Raw genomic sequence first — 16,308 nt, forward strand, 5'->3', positions numbered from 1 at the left:
ACCCGAGTTGAAAATCCCCCGCCAGCCACCCGGAAAATCTTCTTTGCACCCACGAAATTAAATATTTTGCATATTCATAGGGTTAGCTCGAAAAAAGGTGTTGACACCCCTCCGGAATTCCGTAGAATGCCGCCTCACAGCAGGCACGTAGCTCAGTTGGTTAGAGCACCACCTTGACATGGTGGGGGTCGTTGGTTCGAGTCCAATCGCGCCTACCAAACAAAATCCGCTCTGCTGGGCGGTCTGGAAGGGCTCACCGAAAGGTGGGCCCTTTTTTGTTGTCCTGGATTTGATGCGGGGCGTTCACAACGCAACGCCCGGGTTCTGTTGTCACTCTTGAGTGGGAAAATCCGCTCGCAATTCCTGCAGGGTGCGCTCACCGAGCCTTCTCGGGTTGCAGCACATCCAGCAAGAGCAGACCTTGCCATGATTTGCGAAGACGCCAGCATCTCGAGCAGTGGCTTCCCAGTCCTTGGTTCTCTGGTTTCTTTCGAAACGAGCCTTTATGCGGCGTGTATCGTGTCGTCGTTGAGCTCTAGACATGTCTTTCTCCTAAGCCGAAGACGACAAAGCCCCGGCAGATTTCTCTGGCGAGGCTGGTTCGGCTCACATCCTGGATGTGCAGGAGTGACAGGGTCGGATGAATTTTGCTCGTTTGCCCGGTGGTGTCAACAGGCAGTCGCTTGCCTCATCAAAGGTCAGAGCGCGTAACCCGTCACCTGGGCTAGATGCCCATCCTGCGCACCAGCGATCAAGTGCAGCGGGATATTCTGTTGCACATCAATGGACGGTATTTCGAAGCTCCCGACTATCTGGAGGTGGCGCTCGCTCAGTTCGATCGACTCTGCTGCCTTTTCCTTAGCCATTCGCGCGTGGTTCATTGCGATTTCGTTGAGCGTTGACACGTTGTATCTCCCGGTGACTGACCAAGCGTATCGCTGGCGTCCTTAAGCATTGGTTGAATGGCTGCAGCGTCAGAATTATGTCGGTTCAGCGCTGTTATGCGCGTTCTGTGCAATCCTCAAGCCACGGGCGCCAATGAATTGCTCGTTGTGATTTGGCAGGCGACGAGTGGCGGGCCGCTGAGGGGGATGGGCCGGATTCTTGATCATTCGGGCGTAAACTGGGTGTGCGACCTCATTGAAAGGAGCTGCCCATGAACGAGGATCAAGCGAGCAAACACGCGCCCGCAGACAAAGCCGTCTGGGATCGATACTTCTGCGCTGCATTGATTGCCGAAAGCAATCTGACTGCCCCGATTGTGGGCGGGGTTACCCACGAAGACAGGCAGAACCTGCTGATCGAGAGGGCCAGGACCCTCGCCGACAAGATGTTGGAAAACCGCAGGTAACCGGAGCCCAGCCTTCGCGCTGGGCTCTTCGCATGCTGGTGCTGTGCGTGTTGCGGATCAGGCGATCAGCTCTACCTTGCCGGTCGCCAGGCGATAGACGCCGCCCACGATCTTCAGCACGCCTTTGCTCTGCGCATCGGTCAGCAAGGGTGAGGCCTGTTTCAGGCTGTCGACGGAATTTTTGACGTTCTGCTCGGTGGCGTTTTCCATCAGGCTCCCGGGTTGCTTGAGCACTGTCTCGACCGCCGACTTGAGTGCGTCGGTCAGTTTCGGGATATGGCCGGGGAAAATCGTCTGATCCTTGACGGCCTTGATACTGGCCTCGATGGCGCCGCAGCTCTCATGGCCGAGCACGAGTATCAGCGGTGCACCCAGTACGGCGACCCCGTATTCCAAACTGGCCAAGCCTTCCGGGGTCACGAAGTTGCCCGCGACGCGGATGGAGAAAAGATCACCGCGCGCAGTGTCAAACGCGTACTCCGGGGCGATGCGCGAGTCAGAGCAGCTCAGCACTGCCACGAACGGATTTTGCCCCGACACCAGGGCCTCTCGCTCAGCCTTGAAGTCATGGGTTTTGGAAGTGCCGGTTACATATCGCTCATTGCCCTCCATCAGTCTTTTCAACGCCATGTCGGGACTGATCACGTTTTGCGGTTTTGGTGGGGCTGACGGTTCTTCGGCTGCCTGGAGGATCTTGCCGGGCAGTATGCCGGTCAGCAGCAGGGCGCCTGCGCTCAATCCGGCAAATTGAAGAAAACGACGACGGCCTGTGGTGTTTGAAGCAGAGCTTGAATCACATGATTTACACATGATTTTGTTTACTCAGTTCAATGCGGTGAGAGTGAGTTGCGGTTGGGGGCTGGCCTTGCCTTGGATGCTCGAACCAGCGCAGTGGAGTCTAGTTGGTCTGTCATATTGTGTAGCGGACTGCCGTGCAGCCGACCATTTCATGGGCTACTACTGACAGGCTCATACAATCTTCGAACTGGCAGGAGCTTCTCGATGCTGACTCACTGGATTCTGGCGGCGGTTCATCTTTTGGCATTGGCCCTGGGATTTTGGGCGGTGTTGGTTCGAGGCACGGCTTTTCGGCGTTTGGCCGATGGGACCGCACAGGTGCGCGGTGTCCTGATGGCGGACAATGTCTGGGGGATTTCAGCTGTCGTTTTGCTGATCAGTGGAGGGATGCGAGCCTTTGGCGGGTACGAGAAAGGCGCGGACTATTACCTGCATCAGCCGCTGTTTCATCTGAAGATGACCCTGTTCGTGCTGATCCTGCTGCTGGAGATCGCGCCAATGGTGACGTTGATCAAATGGCGGATAGCGCTGGGCCGTAAAGTGGCCTTCGATACTGGGCGTGCGAAGCTGTTTGCACGCATCAGTCATGTCGAGGCGCTGTTGGTGTTGTTGATGGTAGTGGCGGCGACTGGCATGGCGCGCGGGGTGATGTTCGGTTAACCACACAATGAACGCGTGCTTCCCTGGGGTAAACCGGAAAAGTCTGACAGCCTGGGCATTGGGCTTGCCGCTAGTATCGAACCCCTTGAGGCTTGCGGGAGTGAGGCGATACTGAATCTTTAGCCAGCCGTGGTTGCACATTGAACGGGCTGGCTACTGACTGCAGCAGAATTCAGGGTTGCGGCTTTTCCGGGGCGGTCAGGCCGGCCTGAATGCGCTGGTAAATTTCTTCACGATGCACTGCAACGTCCTTCGGGGCGTTGATGCCGATCCTGACTTGCTGGCCGCTTACGCCCAGGATGGTGATCGTAATGTCATCACCGATATTAATGCTTTCACCGACTTTGCGGGTGAGTATCAGCATGGTCTTCTCCTTGATTGCTTTGTGGGGCACCTGATTCGGACAGTGCAGAAGTCGGTGGTATGTATAGATTAGTGCGAAGTCTGACGGTTTGGGTGCCTCTTTCTGACGCACAGATGTGGCATTAATTCCCAAGGCGTAACTATACAGAGGCCGCAACCATCATTCTCGTTGTTTCGAGCCCATTTTACGGCACTCGCGAAGTATTCATGGATGGTAAAATCGCCGCTTTATGCATATTAGAGGGAAACGCCGTGCGCAAAATGGTTCTGGTAATCGCGATATTGGCACTGGCAGGGTGTGGCGAGGGCAGCGGAGTGGATGCGCCGAAGCCGAAACCGGCCATGGCTGCCGTACCGGCGGCAGTGTCCGGCCCGCAATGGGACCTTGAAGTGCGAGGTGAAACCCCTCAGGCCGTCAGTGATTTGAGTGGCTGGCTGATCGAGCACAGTTTCATGTCCAGCATCCTCAAGGAAAATGGCAATACGCGAATCCTGATGGGGCCATACAATTCCAAAGCCGAGGCCGAAGCCAAGCAGGATGAAGTCCGCGCGGCGCTCACTCGCGCGAAGAAACAGAACATCGAATTGCTGGTGCTTGAGCGTCCTGCCGCTCAATAACCTTCTGTAACGCAGATATCCAGTGAACAAAAAAGGCCTCGGGGTTCAGTCTCGAGGCCTTTTGTTGTTTCAGGTATGCGGGTTCAGCCGCAGGCCTTCATGTCCACCGGGCCGACGAACTCGTTGGCGCGCCCCATGACGCACGCCACGCTCTGGTTACGTTGGCGTTCCCAGGCCTGTACCGGATAGGTTTTGTTCCAGGCTTCGTACAGCTGCCGATCCTGTTTCGACAGGCGCAAGCCATATTGCTTGCTCATGTAGAAATAAGTCCGGGCGATCATGCCGCGAATGGAAGGGCGGGGCATGACTTTCTTGGCCTTGAAATCGACCTGGGTCAGGCAGGAACCATACTGCCCCGATTGCTCGGGCAGCCAACCGAAGCTGAAGTTGCTGCGATCGCCATTGACCTCGCCAATGCTCGGCACCAGGTTGTGCAAATCAGCCTCGGCCTTCTGGTAAACCGGGTCGTAGCGGGTGCAATTCTTGCGGCCGCCTTCTTGCCAGCACTGGCGTTGATGACCGATTTGCCAGGCCGGAACGATATGCTCCCATTCGATGCGGGATGCGCGCTTGGCATTTTTGCGTGGCACATAACCGCAGGCGGCAAGGTTCACCCGGTTGCCGGTGTACTTGCAGCCGCAGTAAAACTCGGTGGATTGAGGGGCGTAGAGCTTCCAGGCGACCTTCTTCGCTTCGGTGAAAGTGCGCGGGGCATCGGCCTGCGCACCCATGACAAAAAACAACAGCAGTAAAACAAACCAGCGGGCACTCATCGACTCAATCTTCCTTCGGCACAACCCAGAAAATCTGCACGCCGCCATCGTCGCGATAGGCGAGGGTGACGTTGTCGTTTTCGTCGATTTCCTCCAGCAGGCGTTCCCATTCATCCACCGGCTCGTCGGCAAGGCGGAAGATCAGTGCTGCCCTGGCCTTTTGTGCGGTGGGTGAGTTGATGATTTTCTGAACGCGCAGGCCCATGCGTACATAGGTCTCGGGAGAGTCGGAGGTGGTGTCCACAGGATTATCCTTATTAAGCTGTACGTGCATACAGTATTTAACTGTAGGCCATTTCGCAACTGCTTATAAATCAAGAAATTCCTCTGACAGCGGTTTGTCCCGTTTGGCGTAAGGCGAAGGAAGTTTTTTTGTCAGATCGTACGGCAACCATTCGCCAGGGCTGGCGAATGGTGCTCGCGGTGCCCGACCGGATCCGGTCGGGCGAGGGCGAATCAGTATTCCCAGAACATCCGTTGCAGCTCTTTGCTGTCATTGGTCTTGGTCAGTGCGACCATCGCCAGGATCCGTGCCTTTTGCGGGTTCAGATCGTGGGCAACGACCCAGTCGTATTTATCGTCGGGCTGTTCGGCGTTGCGCAGCACGAAGCCACCGGCGTTGACATGGGAGGAGCGAATGATCTGCACGCCATCCTTGCGCAGGGCTTGCAGGGCAGGGACGACCCGCGACGATACCGAGCCATTGCCGGTGCCAGCGTGGATGATGGCCTTGGCGCCGGATTGAGCCAGCGCCTTGTAGGCGGTATCGCTGACGTTGCCGTAGGAATAAGCGATCTCGACGTCAGGCAGGCTCTCGATGGTCTTGATGTCGAATTCGGAATCCATGGTGTGACGCTTGGCCGGCAGGCGGAACCAGTAGGATTTGCCTTCTACCACCATGCCCAGCGGACCCCAGGCGCTTTTAAACGCTTCGGTCTTGATGTTGATCATTTTGCTGACGTCGCGACCCGACTGGATTTCATCGTTCATGGTCACCAGCACGCCTTTGCCCCGTGCGTCTTTGCTGCTGGCCACGGCCACCGCGTTGTACAGGTTGAGCATGCCATCGGCGGACATCGCAGTGCCCGGGCGCATGGAGCCCACGACGATGATCGGCTTGTCGGTTTTTTCCACGAGGTTCAGGAAGTACGCGGTCTCTTCCAGGGTGTCGGTGCCGTGGGTGATCACGATGCCATCGACGTCTTTGCTGTCGGCCAGTTCGGCTACGCGGCGGCCCAGTTGCAGCAGGTTTTCGTTGGTGATGCTTTCGGAGGCGATTTGCATCACCTGTTCGCCGCGAACGTTGGCCAGTTGGCTCAGTTCCGGAACGCCGGCGATCAGCTGTTCAATGCCGACTTTCGCTGCTTGATAGGTCGCACTGTTGGCGGCGCTGGCACCGGCGCCGGCAATGGTGCCGCCGGTGGCGAGGATTACCACGTTGGCCAGTTTCTGTTGGGTTTCGGCTTCTTTGGCCTGAAGGGCGGTAGGCAGAAGCAGTAGCAGGGCCAAGGCGCCCGGAACAAAGGTCTTGAGAGCAGATGTCATTATTTTTCTCTTCTAGTTGTGAGACGGTGCAGATGCAGGTTCATCTAGATGCGCCTCGGGCGAATCTGAACGCCGGAGGTGCCAGGAGAAGAGCAGGATCTGTACCAGTAACACCCTGAATCGAAAAACACGCTTAACTTAATGATTTGTAACGGTATTGCCGCATGTGTCCGGAAACGGTTTCGGGTCCGGGCGTCCGGATTGCCGAACATGTTTATCTTTTGTGTTCGGCGATCCGAAACGGCTGGCAGTTCTGTTGAAGATTTAAACGCATCAATTTGTCGTTAACCGACTAAAGAAAAGCGTGCCCCGGTCGATGCTCCTTCAAGGGATCTTTTTTCTGCAGGAGTTCACATGTCGTTATCTGTTGGTTTCCCAAACGCTGCAGGCATCACCATCGGAGGAAAGTCGGCGACGACCATTCGTGCGGTGGGCGATGCGACAGAGGAGGCGGCTGCCAGCGCGCTGGGGGTAAAGGGCAGTGACAGCAACAAGGTCAAAACCGGTCCGGTAGGCCTGGGAGAGAGTGCCGGTGCAAAGGCGGAACCGCAAGCGAGCGATAACACCAGCATTGCGGTGAAGGTGCTGCTCAAGCGTCTGCAGGAGTTGCAGCAGCAATTGCGTGAGCAACAGCAGCAATTGGCGCAGGCCCAGGCGGCTTCCTATCCGACCCCGGAAGCCAAGACCACCGCGGTGGCAGCCATTCAGGGGCAGGTTGCCGACACCAACGGCGCCATCCTGCAAGTCAGCGCGAGTCTGATCAAGGAGCTGACCAAGGGTTCCGGCACGGGATCGGTGGTCAACACCACCGCATGAGTTGCGTGCCGATTTTTTAGCCCATCCGTTCTGAAAGCACTTTTCAGGTCGTTGACAAATACCGGCAGGGTTCGCATAGTTTGCTTCACGCAAACGTTTGCGCGACCCCGAGTGATGGCATTCCTCACTCTGGGTCGTGAAGCTTACGCCAGCGCAAGCGTTGCTCACAATAATCATAAGATCGGAGTGAACCCATGAAGCTGCCATTCGCTGGACGCCTTCTCGCTGTCGCTATGCTGGCTGCCGCATCCGCTGCACTGCCTGTTTCTTCGGCTTTTGCTGAAACCACCCCTGATAAGCCCAAAGTCGCCCTGGTCATGAAATCCCTGGCCAACGAGTTCTTCCTGACCATGGAGGACGGCGCCAAGGCCTACCAGAAGGATCACTCCGGCGAATTCGAGCTGATCTCCAACGGCATCAAGGATGAAACCGACACCGCAGGCCAGACGCGCATCGTCGAGCAGATGATCCTGGCCAAGGTCAATGCACTGGTGATTGCACCGGCAGACTCCAAGGCCATGGTGCCGGTGATCAAGAAAGCCATCGATGCCGGCATCACCGTGATCAACATCGACAACCAGCTGGACCCCGCCGTCGTCAAAAGCAAAAACATCAATGTTCCGTTCGTGGGCCCGGACAACCGCAAGGGCGCACGGCTGGTCGGCGACTACCTGGCCAAACAGCTGAAGGCCGGTGACGAAGTCGGCATCATCGAAGGTGTGTCCACCACCACCAATGCCCAGCAGCGCACCGCAGGCTTCAAGGATGCGATGGAAGCGGCGCAGATCAAGGTGGTGTCCCTGCAATCCGGTGACTGGGAGATCGACAAGGGCAACAAGGTCGCCGCGTCCATTCTCAGCGAATACCCGCAAACCAAGGCCCTGCTGGCCGGCAACGACAGCATGGCGGTCGGCGCGGTGTCTGCGGTGCGCGCCGCGGGCAAGGCCGGCAAGGTGCAAGTGGTCGGTTATGACAACATCAACGCCATCCAGCCGATGCTCAAGGACGGTCGGGTACTGGCCACCGCGGACCAGTTTGCGGCCAGGCAGGCAGTGTTCGGCATCGAGACGGCATTGAAAATTCTCAAGGGTGAAAAGGTCGAAGGTGGCGCCAATGGCGTGATCGAAACGCCGGTTGAGCTGGTTACCAAGTAGTCCACTGGTGACGTAACGGCGCTCGTCCAGCCGGACGGGCGCGTGGAGAGTTTTATGTCAGCTTCCACTCCGAACGCAGTCCTCTCGGTCAGCGGTATCGGCAAGACCTACGCCCAACCGGTTCTGGCCGGCATCGACCTGACGCTCATGCGCGGTGAAGTGCTGGCATTGACCGGCGAGAACGGCGCAGGCAAAAGCACGCTGTCGAAGATCATTGGCGGACTGGTGACGCCGACCACCGGCCGGATGCAGTTTCAGGGGCAGGACTATCAACCGGGTAGCCGGGCTCAGGCTGAGGCGCTGGGTGTCCGCATGGTCATGCAGGAACTCAATCTGCTGCCGACCCTGTCTGTGGCGGAAAACCTGTTCCTGCACAACCTGCCCAACAATGCCGGCTGGATCAGTCGCAAGCAGTTGCGCAAGGCGGCCATCGCGGCCATGGCCCAGGTCGGGCTCGACGCAATCGACCCGGACACCCTGGTCGGCGAACTGGGCATCGGTCATCAGCAAATGGTGGAGATCGCCCGCAACCTGATCGGCGATTGTCATGTGCTGATTCTCGATGAGCCGACGGCGATGCTCACTGCGCGCGAAGTCGAAATGCTGTTCGAACAGATCACCCGCCTGCAGGCTCGCGGCGTATCGATCGTCTATATCTCCCATCGCCTCGAAGAGCTGGCGCGGGTCGCGCAGCGCATTGCCGTGCTGCGCGACGGCAACCTGGTCTGTGTCGAGCCGATGGCCAACTACAACAGTGAGCAACTGGTTACCTTGATGGTTGGTCGCGAGCTCGGCGAACACATCGATATGGGCGCTCGCGCGATCGGCGCGCCGGTGTTGACGGTCAAGGGGCTGAGTCGTGCCGACAAGGTTCGCGACGTGTCGTTCGAAGTCCGTGCCGGCGAGATTTTCGGCATTTCCGGTCTGATCGGCGCGGGACGCACCGAATTGCTGCGCCTGATCTTCGGCGCCGATATCGCCGACAGCGGCACGATTGCCCTGGGCTCGCCGGCGCAAGTCGTCAGCATCCGTTCACCGGTGGATGCAGTGGGTCACGGCATCGCGATGATCACCGAGGACCGCAAGGGCGAAGGCCTTTTATTGACCCAGTCGATCGGCGCCAATATTGCCCTGGGCAACATGCCCGGCATCTCCAGCGGCGGTTTTGTCGACAACCGGGAGGAGGGCGCCCTGGCCCAGCGTCAGATCGACGCCATGCGCATTCGCAGTTCCGGGCCGGTCCAGTTGGTGTCCGAGCTGTCCGGTGGCAATCAGCAGAAAGTCGTCATCGGTCGTTGGCTGGAGCGCGACTGCTCGGTGCTGCTGTTCGACGAGCCGACCCGCGGCATCGACATCGGCGCCAAGTTCGATATCTACAACCTGCTCGGTGAGTTGACCCGCAAGGGCAAGGCGCTGGTGGTGGTCTCCAGTGACCTGCGCGAGCTGATGCTGATCTGCGACCGGATCGGCGTGCTGTCGGCAGGCAGCCTGATCGATACGTTCGAGCGTGACCGCTGGACCCAGGATGAGTTGCTCGCCGCTGCTTTTGCCGGCTACCAAAAACGTGATGCGCAGCTCTTTGAAGCCGCGCCTAGGGATCTTCCATGAAAACCGCTTCTTCCGCCGGCCTGCGCAGTGGCAACTTCTACGGCCTGGGCACCTATCTGGGCCTGGCCGGTGCCTTGTTGGCGATGATCGTGCTGTTCTCGGTGCTGAGCAGTCACTTCCTGTCCTACGACACGTTCAGCACCCTGGCCAACCAGATTCCGGACCTGATGGTGCTGGCGGTCGGCATGACCTTTGTGTTGATCATCGGCGGCATCGACCTGTCGGTGGGTTCGGTGCTGGCGCTGGCGGCGTCGACCGTGAGCGTGGCGATTCTCGGCTGGGGCTGGAGTGTCCTGCCGGCGGCGCTGCTGGGCATGGCCGTCGCGGCGTTGGCCGGTACCGTCACCGGTTCGATCACGGTGGCGTGGCGGATCCCGTCGTTCATCGTGTCCCTGGGCGTGCTGGAAATGGCGCGCGGGGTGGCGTATCAGATGACCGGTTCGCGTACGGCCTACATCGGCGATGCGTTCGCCTGGCTGTCCAATCCGATCGCCTTGGGCATTTCACCGTCATTCATCATTGCCTTGCTGATCATTTTCATCGCCCAGGCCGTGTTGACCCGCACGGTGTTCGGTCGCTACCTGATCGGTATCGGCACCAACGAGGAGGCCGTGCGACTGGCGGGGATCAATCCCAAGCCATACAAAATCCTGGTGTTCAGCCTGATGGGATTGCTGGCCGGTGTGGCTGCGTTGTTCCAGATTTCTCGCCTGGAAGCCGCCGACCCGAATGCCGGTTCCGGCCTTGAGCTGCAGGTGATCGCCGCCGTGGTGATCGGCGGCACCAGCCTGATGGGTGGCCGCGGTTCGGTGATCAGCACGTTTTTTGGCGTCCTGATCATTTCCGTGTTGGCCGCGGGGCTGGCGCAGATCGGGGCGAGCGAACCGACCAAGCGCATCATTACCGGCGCGGTGATCGTGGTGGCGGTGGTGCTGGACACTTATCGCAGTCAACGCGCAAGCCGGCGGACCTGAGTCATGGCGACGATCAAAGATGTGGCAGCCCTTGCTGGCATCTCCTACACGACGGTTTCCCATGTGGTGAACAAGACCCGCCCGGTCAGTGAAGAAGTGCGGATCAAGGTCGAGGCGGCGATCAAGACCCTCGACTACGTCCCCAGCGCCGTGGCCCGTTCACTCAAGGCCAAGACCACCGCGACCATCGGCCTGTTGGTGCCCAACAGCCTCAACCCGTATTTCGCTGAACTGGCCCGGGGCATCGAGGATTACTGCGAGCGAAACGGTTACTGCGTGATCCTGTGCAACTCCGACGACAACCCGGACAAACAGCGCAGCTACCTGCGTGTGCTGCTGGAAAAACGCATCGACGGCCTGATCGTCGCCTCGGCCGGCGGCGACAGTGGCCTGGTACAAGGTCTGAAGGGCGTCCGTACGCCCATGGTGATCGTCGACCGCGGGCTGGACGGTGTCGACGCGGACCTGGTGCGCATCGACCATGAGTACGGCGCGTATCTGGCGACCCGGCACCTGCTGGAGCTGGGGCACCGGGACATCGCCACGATCAGCGGGCCGGAAAACACCAGTGTGGCGCAGATGCGTCTGGCGGGTTATCGCCGGGCGTTGAAGGAGGCGGGCATCGACGTCTCTTCCGAGCGCATGCTGGAAAGCGATTTCACCAGCACCGGCGGCTACAGCGCTGCCGCGATTCTGCTGGAAGGCAATCCGCCCACCGCTATTTTTGCCGCCAACGACATGATCGGCATCGGCGTGCTGCGGGCCGCCGCCGAGCGCAATATTCGCGTACCGAGCGAGTTGTCGGTGATCGGCTTCGACGATATCCAGATGAGTCGGTATGTCTACCCATCGTTGACCACGGTCGGGCAATCGATCCTGCAACTCGGCGAAATGGCCGCTGAAGTGCTTTTGCGGCGAATCGCCACGCCGGGCCTGGCGACCGATCAGCGCATCGTGACGCCGAGTATCGTCATACGTGAATCGACGGCGCCGCTGGCCGGCGTGTTTGCCCAGTTCCGCTGAAAACAGATAGCCAGCGTCCAAACAGAATCGTGAGTAGCAATGTATGTCAGCAAAAGTAGTGGTAATAGGCAGCTTGAACATGGACCTGGTAACCCGGGCGCCACGCTTGCCCAAGGGAGGTGAAACGCTGATCGGTCAGTCGTTTACCACTGTTTCCGGCGGCAAGGGCGCCAATCAGGCCGTGGCTGCGGCGCGACTGGGAGCCCGGGTGTCGATGATCGGCTGCGTGGGCAGCGACGCTTATGGCGAGGCGCTGCGCGGGGCGCTGCTGGCCGAACGGATTGATTGCCAGGCGGTGAGCACCGTTGACGGCTCCAGCGGCGTGGCGTTGATTGTGGTCGACGACAGCAGTCAGAACGCCATCGTGATCGTCCCCGGCGCCAACGGTGCATTGACCGCTGAAGCCATCGACCGTTTTGATTCGGTGATACAGGCGGCGGACGTACTCATCTGTCAGCTGGAAGTGCCCGACGCTTCCGTCGGCCATGCGCTCAAGCGCGGTCGCGAACTGGGCAAGACGGTCATCCTCAATCCGGCACCGGCCAGCCGCCCGCTGCCATCGGACTGGTATGCGTCGATCGATTACCTGATTCCCAACGAGAGTGAGGCATCGGCCCTGACGGGGTTGGTGGTGGACTCCCTGGAAACCGCGCAAGCCGCAGCGACCCGCCTGATTGCCATGGGTGCCGGCAAGGTGATCATCACCCTCGGTGCGCAAGGCTCGCTGTTTGCCGATGGCCAGCGCTTCGAGCATTTTCCTGCGCCCGTGGTAAAGGCTGTCGACACCACGGCGGCGGGCGATACCTTCGTCGGAGGTTTCGCTGCAGCGCTGGCCGGGGGTGAAGATGAAGCGCAGGCAATCCGTTTCGGGCAGGTGGCTGCGGCGCTGTCGGTCACCCGTGCCGGTGCGCAACCGTCGATTCCCGCCTTGAGCGATGTGCAGGCGTTTAAAACCCCATGAAAAAGACACCCTTGCTCAACGTTGCGTTGTCGCGGCTGATTGCCTCATTGGGGCATGGCGACATGGTCGTCATCGGGGACGCCGGTTTGCCGGTTCCTCCAGGCGTTGAATTGATCGACCTGGCCTTGACCCATGGCGTCCCGGATTTTGTCAGCACCTTGAAGGTGGTGCTCAGCGAGATGCAGGTCGAAAGCCATGTGCTGGCGCAGGAAATCTTCGATAAAAAGCCCTCGGCCCTGACTGCACTGGATGAGCTGGACGGTGACGGCGCACTGGGTCGGCGTGAGGTGCTCACCCATGAACAGTTCAAGGTCCTGAGCCGACAAGCGAGGGCGATCGTTCGTACAGGCGAGTGCCAACCGTACTGCAACATTGTGCTGGTCGCCGGCGTAACGTTTTGACTGGCTATCCGCGTTTTGATGTCCCATGCACAAGGAGTGCGCCATGTATCGCTATGCCCAGAAACTGCACCAACTACTCCGGAGTCTGCTGATTTTGTCCCTGATTACCGCAACGAGTGCCCAGGCAGCACAAAAGATCGACCTGATCATCGATACCGATCCAGGGGCTGATGACGTCGTCGCCCTGTTGTTCGCCCTGGCATCGCCGGATGAGCTGAATGTTCGCGCGCTGACTACCGTTGCCGGCAACGTTCGCCTGGACAAGACCTCGCGCAATGCGCGGCTGGCCCGGGAGTGGGCGGGGCGCGAAGAGGTTCCTGTCTATGCGGGGGCGCCGAGACCCATGATGCGCACACCCATCTACGCCGAGGACATTCATGGCAAGGAAGGGTTGTCGGGCATTGCGGTGCATGAGCCCAGGAAGGGTCTGACGAAGGGCAGCGCTATCACCTATCTGATCGATACCCTGAAATCTGCCGAGCCCCACAGCATTACCATCGCCATGCTTGGCCCGCAGACCAACCTGGCCCTGGCGCTGATCCAGGAGCCGGGTATCGTCCAGGGCATCAAGGAAGTGGTGGTCATGGGTGGCGCGCACTTCAATGGCGGCAACATCACGCCGGTGGCCGAGTTCAACCTGTTCGCCGACCCGCAAGCGGCCGAAGTGGTGCTCAAGAGCGGTGTGAAGCTGACCTACCTGCCTCTGGATGTGACCCACAAGATCCTTACCAGCGAAGCGCGCCTACAACAGATTGCCGCGCTCAATAACAATGCCAGCCGGTTGGTGAGCGACATTCTCAATGAGTACATCAAGGGCGACATGGAGCACTACGGCATTCCAGGTGGTCCGGTGCATGACGCCACGGTGGTCGCTTACCTGCTCAAGCCGCAATTGTTCAGCGGTCGTTCGGTCAACGTGGTGGTCGACAGCCGCGAAGGACCGACCTTTGGACAAACCATCGTCGACTGGTACGACGGCTTGAATGCGCCAAAGAACGCCTTTTGGGTAGAAAGCGGCGACGCCCAGGGCTTCTTCGACTTGTTGACCGAGCGTCTGGCCCGGCTGAAATAAGCGTCAGGCGCCCGCGTGCGGGGATTACTCCCGCGCGCTGACGGCTTCGGCCTTTTGATCCGATAGATGTTTTTCGAAAATCTGCTCGATGAACGATTGCGCGGCTTCGGTTCCAATATCCCTGACCAGCAGGTCGATACCGATGATGGCCAGTTCTTCCGTGCTGCCTGGACTGTAGGAGCTGTGGCCGTCCTGCCACTTGGCCTTGATGTCGGCGTCGATGCTTACGGTGGTCATGATGGCACTCGTGCGGTCGGGGAGATCGGAGTGCCGAGTTAACCATTTTGCGGGGCTTTTGACACGCCGACTTAGGCAGCAAAGGAGCGCTATGCGACACTTGGTCCCTGACGAATATTCAAGGAATGCGCTGTGCAGATCGATTTGAGCTCTCCAGATGGCCTGACCCTCGAGGCTGTGCGTCAGTTACTGGCCGGCGCCAGTGACGATGAGCACACTCAGTTGCGAGTCACCAAGGCAGGCATTGCCTATATTTCCTCGGGTGTCGTGGGCGGTACGGATATCGACGGCTTGTTGTTTCGTCTCGAAACCTGGGCCAAGGGCTCCGGTTATGTCGGGCGTGTCGCGGCCAGCGATGAGGTCTGGGTCATGCAGATTTTCAACGCCCTGAAAGAGAACTGGCCCAATCCGCCCTACGACTATATCGACGTCTATTGAGCGCCGTTCATATTCAGTCACGATTCAGTGGTCAGGGGGAGGGCGGCGTTCAGGCAAAATCGCGGATCGTGCGGATGCCGGGCAGGGCGCCAGCACTGCCTGTGAAACCAAACACCAGTCTGGTTGTCGCACGATCTCTGCTTAATTATTGAATAAGGAGGCTTCATGCCTTGGAAGCTCGCGTCATTGGGTACTTTGCTGGCCGTTGCCACGCTGGCCGGTTGCAGCACTACCCCTACGGAGTCGGCAACCCCTGATGTTGCGACGACTGACACGGGGCACAGCCGCTGTGAAGCAAAGGCTGCCGAGTTCACCATCGGCAAACAGGCATCGCCGCAACTGCTGGAGCAGGCGCGTAGCCGTGCAGGAGCGCAAAGCGCACGGTTCCTGCTGCCAACCGATATGGTGACGCTGGAATACCGTTCCGATCGCCTGAACCTGAACACCGATGCCAACAAGGTGGTCACCCGCGTCAACTGTGGCTGATCCCGGGCTTTTGTTTCACCCATAAAAAACCCCGTCACATGGACGGGGTTTTTTTAGCGCGCCGGGAAATTACTCTGGGCGAACTTGAGCAGCTTGCATACCCTTTTGGCCTTTCTCAGCCACGAAGGAAACAGTCTGGCCTTCTTTCAGGCTTTTGAAACCGTCGCTTTCGATAGCTTTGAAGTGTACGAACAGGTCGTCACCGCCACCTTGAGGAGTGATGAAGCCGAAGCCTTTTTCATCGTTGAACCATTTAACGGTGCCGGTTTGGCGATTAGACATGGTGTATCTCCAAGAAACATATATTTTCAGTAGTACTGTGCTGCTCAGGCCAACTGGGCACACCCGGGTATCATAGTCGAAATGTTCGGTTTGGGAGCCCCCCGGGCGCGCTGTTTGCCGACCAGTCGTGGTTTCTTTATCTCTTGAAATGGCTGGAAGCCCCGTTTTATAAGGCTCTCAGCCGAAAGTAAAGACGATAAAAAAAGCTGTAAAACCTGCATCAATTGTACGAAATGACCCGTTTTGGGCGCTTTTTAACAGTATTTCAGGGGCTCAAAGCGCGGGGGTGGGCTTATTTTTGCTCTTTGTTGGTGGCCTTGCAGGCTGCAATTTTGCCCAGTGCCTGCTGCTTCAGTGTGTCGCTGGCGGTGTTGTTCATCAGGGCCTGAATATCGGCGGCAGGGTACGATTTGATGGCATCGGCACCGCAGGCGCAGTGGGATTTCGCTGCTGGCGTGCCAATCTTCTCGGCAGCGGCAGGCACGCACTGTGCCATGTATTTCTCTCGTTCGCCTTTCGGCCATTCTGCATGGGCGGCCAGCGGCAGCAGGAGAATGACGGGGGCGACTACTGCGAACAAACGATTCAGACGCATGCTGAGATACTCCTTGTGGGTCAAATATCTTGATATCTGAGGGCGACAGTGCGCTTCAAGTTCAGCACTGTTGCATAAAAACAGCCAATTTACCCTGCGGCAAAACCTGCGCACCTTGGCAACCGTTCATCTGTGCTAGCATGCGTGGCTCGA

At 58.8% G+C, this 16,308-nt stretch carries 22 protein-coding genes and 1 tRNA gene; 14 read left to right on the forward strand and 9 right to left on the reverse strand.

Annotated elements, in window-relative coordinates; all coding sequences use genetic code 11:
- The first annotated feature begins 141 nt into the window (after positions 1-141).
- Positions 142-218 (forward strand) — tRNA-Val (locus AB4O16_RS26790).
- A 480-nt stretch (positions 219-698) separates the two neighbouring features.
- Here the strand turns inward: AB4O16_RS26790 and AB4O16_RS26795 are convergent.
- Complete coding sequence (locus AB4O16_RS26795; RefSeq protein WP_160389388.1) at positions 699-905, reverse strand: hypothetical protein; 207 nt, start codon at positions 903-905, stop codon at positions 699-701.
- Between the two features lie 251 nt (positions 906-1,156).
- Between AB4O16_RS26795 and AB4O16_RS26800 the strand changes: the two genes are divergently transcribed.
- Positions 1,157-1,351 carry a hypothetical protein gene (locus tag AB4O16_RS26800; RefSeq protein ID WP_460156234.1) on the forward strand — a complete coding sequence of 65 codons (195 nt, stop codon included), beginning with the start codon at positions 1,157-1,159 and terminating at the stop codon, positions 1,349-1,351.
- A gap of 57 nt (positions 1,352-1,408) precedes the next feature.
- Here AB4O16_RS26800 and AB4O16_RS26805 read toward each other — a convergent pair whose 3' ends face one another.
- Positions 1,409-2,161, reverse strand: a complete 753-nt coding sequence (locus AB4O16_RS26805; protein WP_460156235.1) for a carbonic anhydrase — start codon at positions 2,159-2,161, stop codon at positions 1,409-1,411.
- 192 nt (positions 2,162-2,353) lie between these two features.
- Here AB4O16_RS26805 and AB4O16_RS26810 point away from each other — a divergent pair, with 192 nt between their 5' ends.
- Positions 2,354-2,809 (forward strand): DUF2214 family protein, encoded by a 456-nt coding sequence (locus tag AB4O16_RS26810; RefSeq protein WP_460156236.1) that lies wholly within the window; start codon positions 2,354-2,356, stop codon positions 2,807-2,809.
- A gap of 172 nt (positions 2,810-2,981) precedes the next feature.
- Here AB4O16_RS26810 and csrA read toward each other — a convergent pair whose 3' ends face one another.
- Positions 2,982-3,173: a carbon storage regulator CsrA gene (gene csrA, locus AB4O16_RS26815; RefSeq protein WP_053161267.1), complete on the reverse strand. Its 192-nt coding sequence runs from the start codon at positions 3,171-3,173 to the stop codon at positions 2,982-2,984.
- 251 nt (positions 3,174-3,424) lie between these two features.
- Between csrA and AB4O16_RS26820 the strand changes: the two genes are divergently transcribed.
- Complete coding sequence (locus AB4O16_RS26820; RefSeq protein WP_460156237.1) at positions 3,425-3,790, forward strand: SPOR domain-containing protein; 366 nt, start codon at positions 3,425-3,427, stop codon at positions 3,788-3,790.
- A gap of 83 nt (positions 3,791-3,873) precedes the next feature.
- Here the strand turns inward: AB4O16_RS26820 and AB4O16_RS26825 are convergent, their stop codons facing one another.
- The 3 genes from AB4O16_RS26825 to AB4O16_RS26835 form a co-directional block, all read right to left on the reverse strand.
- The gene (locus AB4O16_RS26825) at positions 3,874-4,563 is read right to left on the reverse strand and encodes an endonuclease (protein ID WP_160389383.1); all 690 of its coding nucleotides are present in this window, start codon (positions 4,561-4,563) and stop codon (positions 3,874-3,876) included.
- A 4-nt stretch (positions 4,564-4,567) separates the two neighbouring features.
- Complete coding sequence (locus AB4O16_RS26830) at positions 4,568-4,837, reverse strand: DUF1654 domain-containing protein (protein ID WP_160389382.1); 270 nt, start codon at positions 4,835-4,837, stop codon at positions 4,568-4,570.
- Between the two features lie 182 nt (positions 4,838-5,019).
- Positions 5,020-6,108 carry an asparaginase gene (locus tag AB4O16_RS26835; protein WP_160389381.1) on the reverse strand — a complete coding sequence of 363 codons (1,089 nt, stop codon included), beginning with the start codon at positions 6,106-6,108 and terminating at the stop codon, positions 5,020-5,022.
- Between the two features lie 354 nt (positions 6,109-6,462).
- Here AB4O16_RS26835 and AB4O16_RS26840 point away from each other — a divergent pair, with 354 nt between their 5' ends.
- The 8 genes from AB4O16_RS26840 (at position 6,463) to AB4O16_RS26875 (ending at position 14,117) form a co-directional block, all read left to right on the forward strand.
- A complete protein-coding gene (locus AB4O16_RS26840) occupies positions 6,463-6,924 on the forward strand; it encodes a hypothetical protein (RefSeq protein ID WP_160389380.1) in 462 nt (153 codons plus the stop codon).
- A gap of 194 nt (positions 6,925-7,118) precedes the next feature.
- Positions 7,119-8,078, forward strand: a complete 960-nt coding sequence (locus tag AB4O16_RS26845) for a substrate-binding domain-containing protein (RefSeq protein WP_460156238.1) — start codon at positions 7,119-7,121, stop codon at positions 8,076-8,078.
- 54 nt (positions 8,079-8,132) lie between these two features.
- Positions 8,133-9,686, forward strand: coding sequence for a sugar ABC transporter ATP-binding protein (locus AB4O16_RS26850; RefSeq protein ID WP_460156239.1), 1,554 nt, complete (start codon positions 8,133-8,135; stop codon positions 9,684-9,686).
- On the forward strand, positions 9,683-10,660 hold the full coding sequence (locus AB4O16_RS26855) for an ABC transporter permease (protein ID WP_160389377.1): 978 nt from the start codon (positions 9,683-9,685) through the stop codon (positions 10,658-10,660). Before AB4O16_RS26850 ends, AB4O16_RS26855 begins: the two co-directional genes overlap by 4 nt.
- Positions 10,661-10,663: 3 nt before the next feature.
- Complete coding sequence (locus AB4O16_RS26860; protein WP_160389376.1) at positions 10,664-11,683, forward strand: LacI family DNA-binding transcriptional regulator; 1,020 nt, start codon at positions 10,664-10,666, stop codon at positions 11,681-11,683.
- Between the two features lie 43 nt (positions 11,684-11,726).
- Positions 11,727-12,644 carry a ribokinase gene (rbsK, locus tag AB4O16_RS26865; protein WP_460156240.1) on the forward strand — a complete coding sequence of 306 codons (918 nt, stop codon included), beginning with the start codon at positions 11,727-11,729 and terminating at the stop codon, positions 12,642-12,644.
- Positions 12,641-13,045, forward strand: a complete 405-nt coding sequence (rbsD, locus tag AB4O16_RS26870; protein WP_160389374.1) for a D-ribose pyranase — start codon at positions 12,641-12,643, stop codon at positions 13,043-13,045. Before rbsK ends, rbsD begins: the two co-directional genes overlap by 4 nt.
- 43 nt (positions 13,046-13,088) lie before the next feature.
- Positions 13,089-14,117 (forward strand): nucleoside hydrolase, encoded by a 1,029-nt coding sequence (locus tag AB4O16_RS26875; RefSeq protein ID WP_460156241.1) that lies wholly within the window; start codon positions 13,089-13,091, stop codon positions 14,115-14,117.
- A 24-nt stretch (positions 14,118-14,141) separates the two neighbouring features.
- On the opposite strand, the gene AB4O16_RS26880 is transcribed toward AB4O16_RS26875, so the two are convergent.
- Positions 14,142-14,354: a hypothetical protein gene (locus AB4O16_RS26880; RefSeq protein WP_160389372.1), complete on the reverse strand. Its 213-nt coding sequence runs from the start codon at positions 14,352-14,354 to the stop codon at positions 14,142-14,144.
- 132 nt (positions 14,355-14,486) lie between these two features.
- Here AB4O16_RS26880 and AB4O16_RS26885 point away from each other — a divergent pair, with 132 nt between their 5' ends.
- Both AB4O16_RS26885 and AB4O16_RS26890 read left to right on the forward strand, forming a co-directional pair.
- Positions 14,487-14,792, forward strand: a complete 306-nt coding sequence (locus AB4O16_RS26885) for a hypothetical protein (protein WP_160389371.1) — start codon at positions 14,487-14,489, stop codon at positions 14,790-14,792.
- Positions 14,793-14,957: 165 nt separating this feature from the next.
- Entirely contained in the window at positions 14,958-15,278 is a 321-nt protein-coding gene (locus tag AB4O16_RS26890) for an I78 family peptidase inhibitor (RefSeq protein ID WP_460156242.1), read from the forward strand.
- 69 nt (positions 15,279-15,347) lie between these two features.
- Here AB4O16_RS26890 and AB4O16_RS26895 read toward each other — a convergent pair whose 3' ends face one another.
- Together AB4O16_RS26895 and AB4O16_RS26900 are read right to left on the reverse strand one after the other, a co-directional pair.
- Positions 15,348-15,560 (reverse strand): cold-shock protein, encoded by a 213-nt coding sequence (locus AB4O16_RS26895; RefSeq protein WP_003179963.1) that lies wholly within the window; start codon positions 15,558-15,560, stop codon positions 15,348-15,350.
- 292 nt (positions 15,561-15,852) lie between these two features.
- Complete coding sequence (locus AB4O16_RS26900) at positions 15,853-16,155, reverse strand: hypothetical protein (protein WP_150715356.1); 303 nt, start codon at positions 16,153-16,155, stop codon at positions 15,853-15,855.
- Positions 16,156-16,308 lie beyond the last annotated feature (153 nt).

The organism is Pseudomonas sp. S2_H10 (assembly GCF_054668285.1).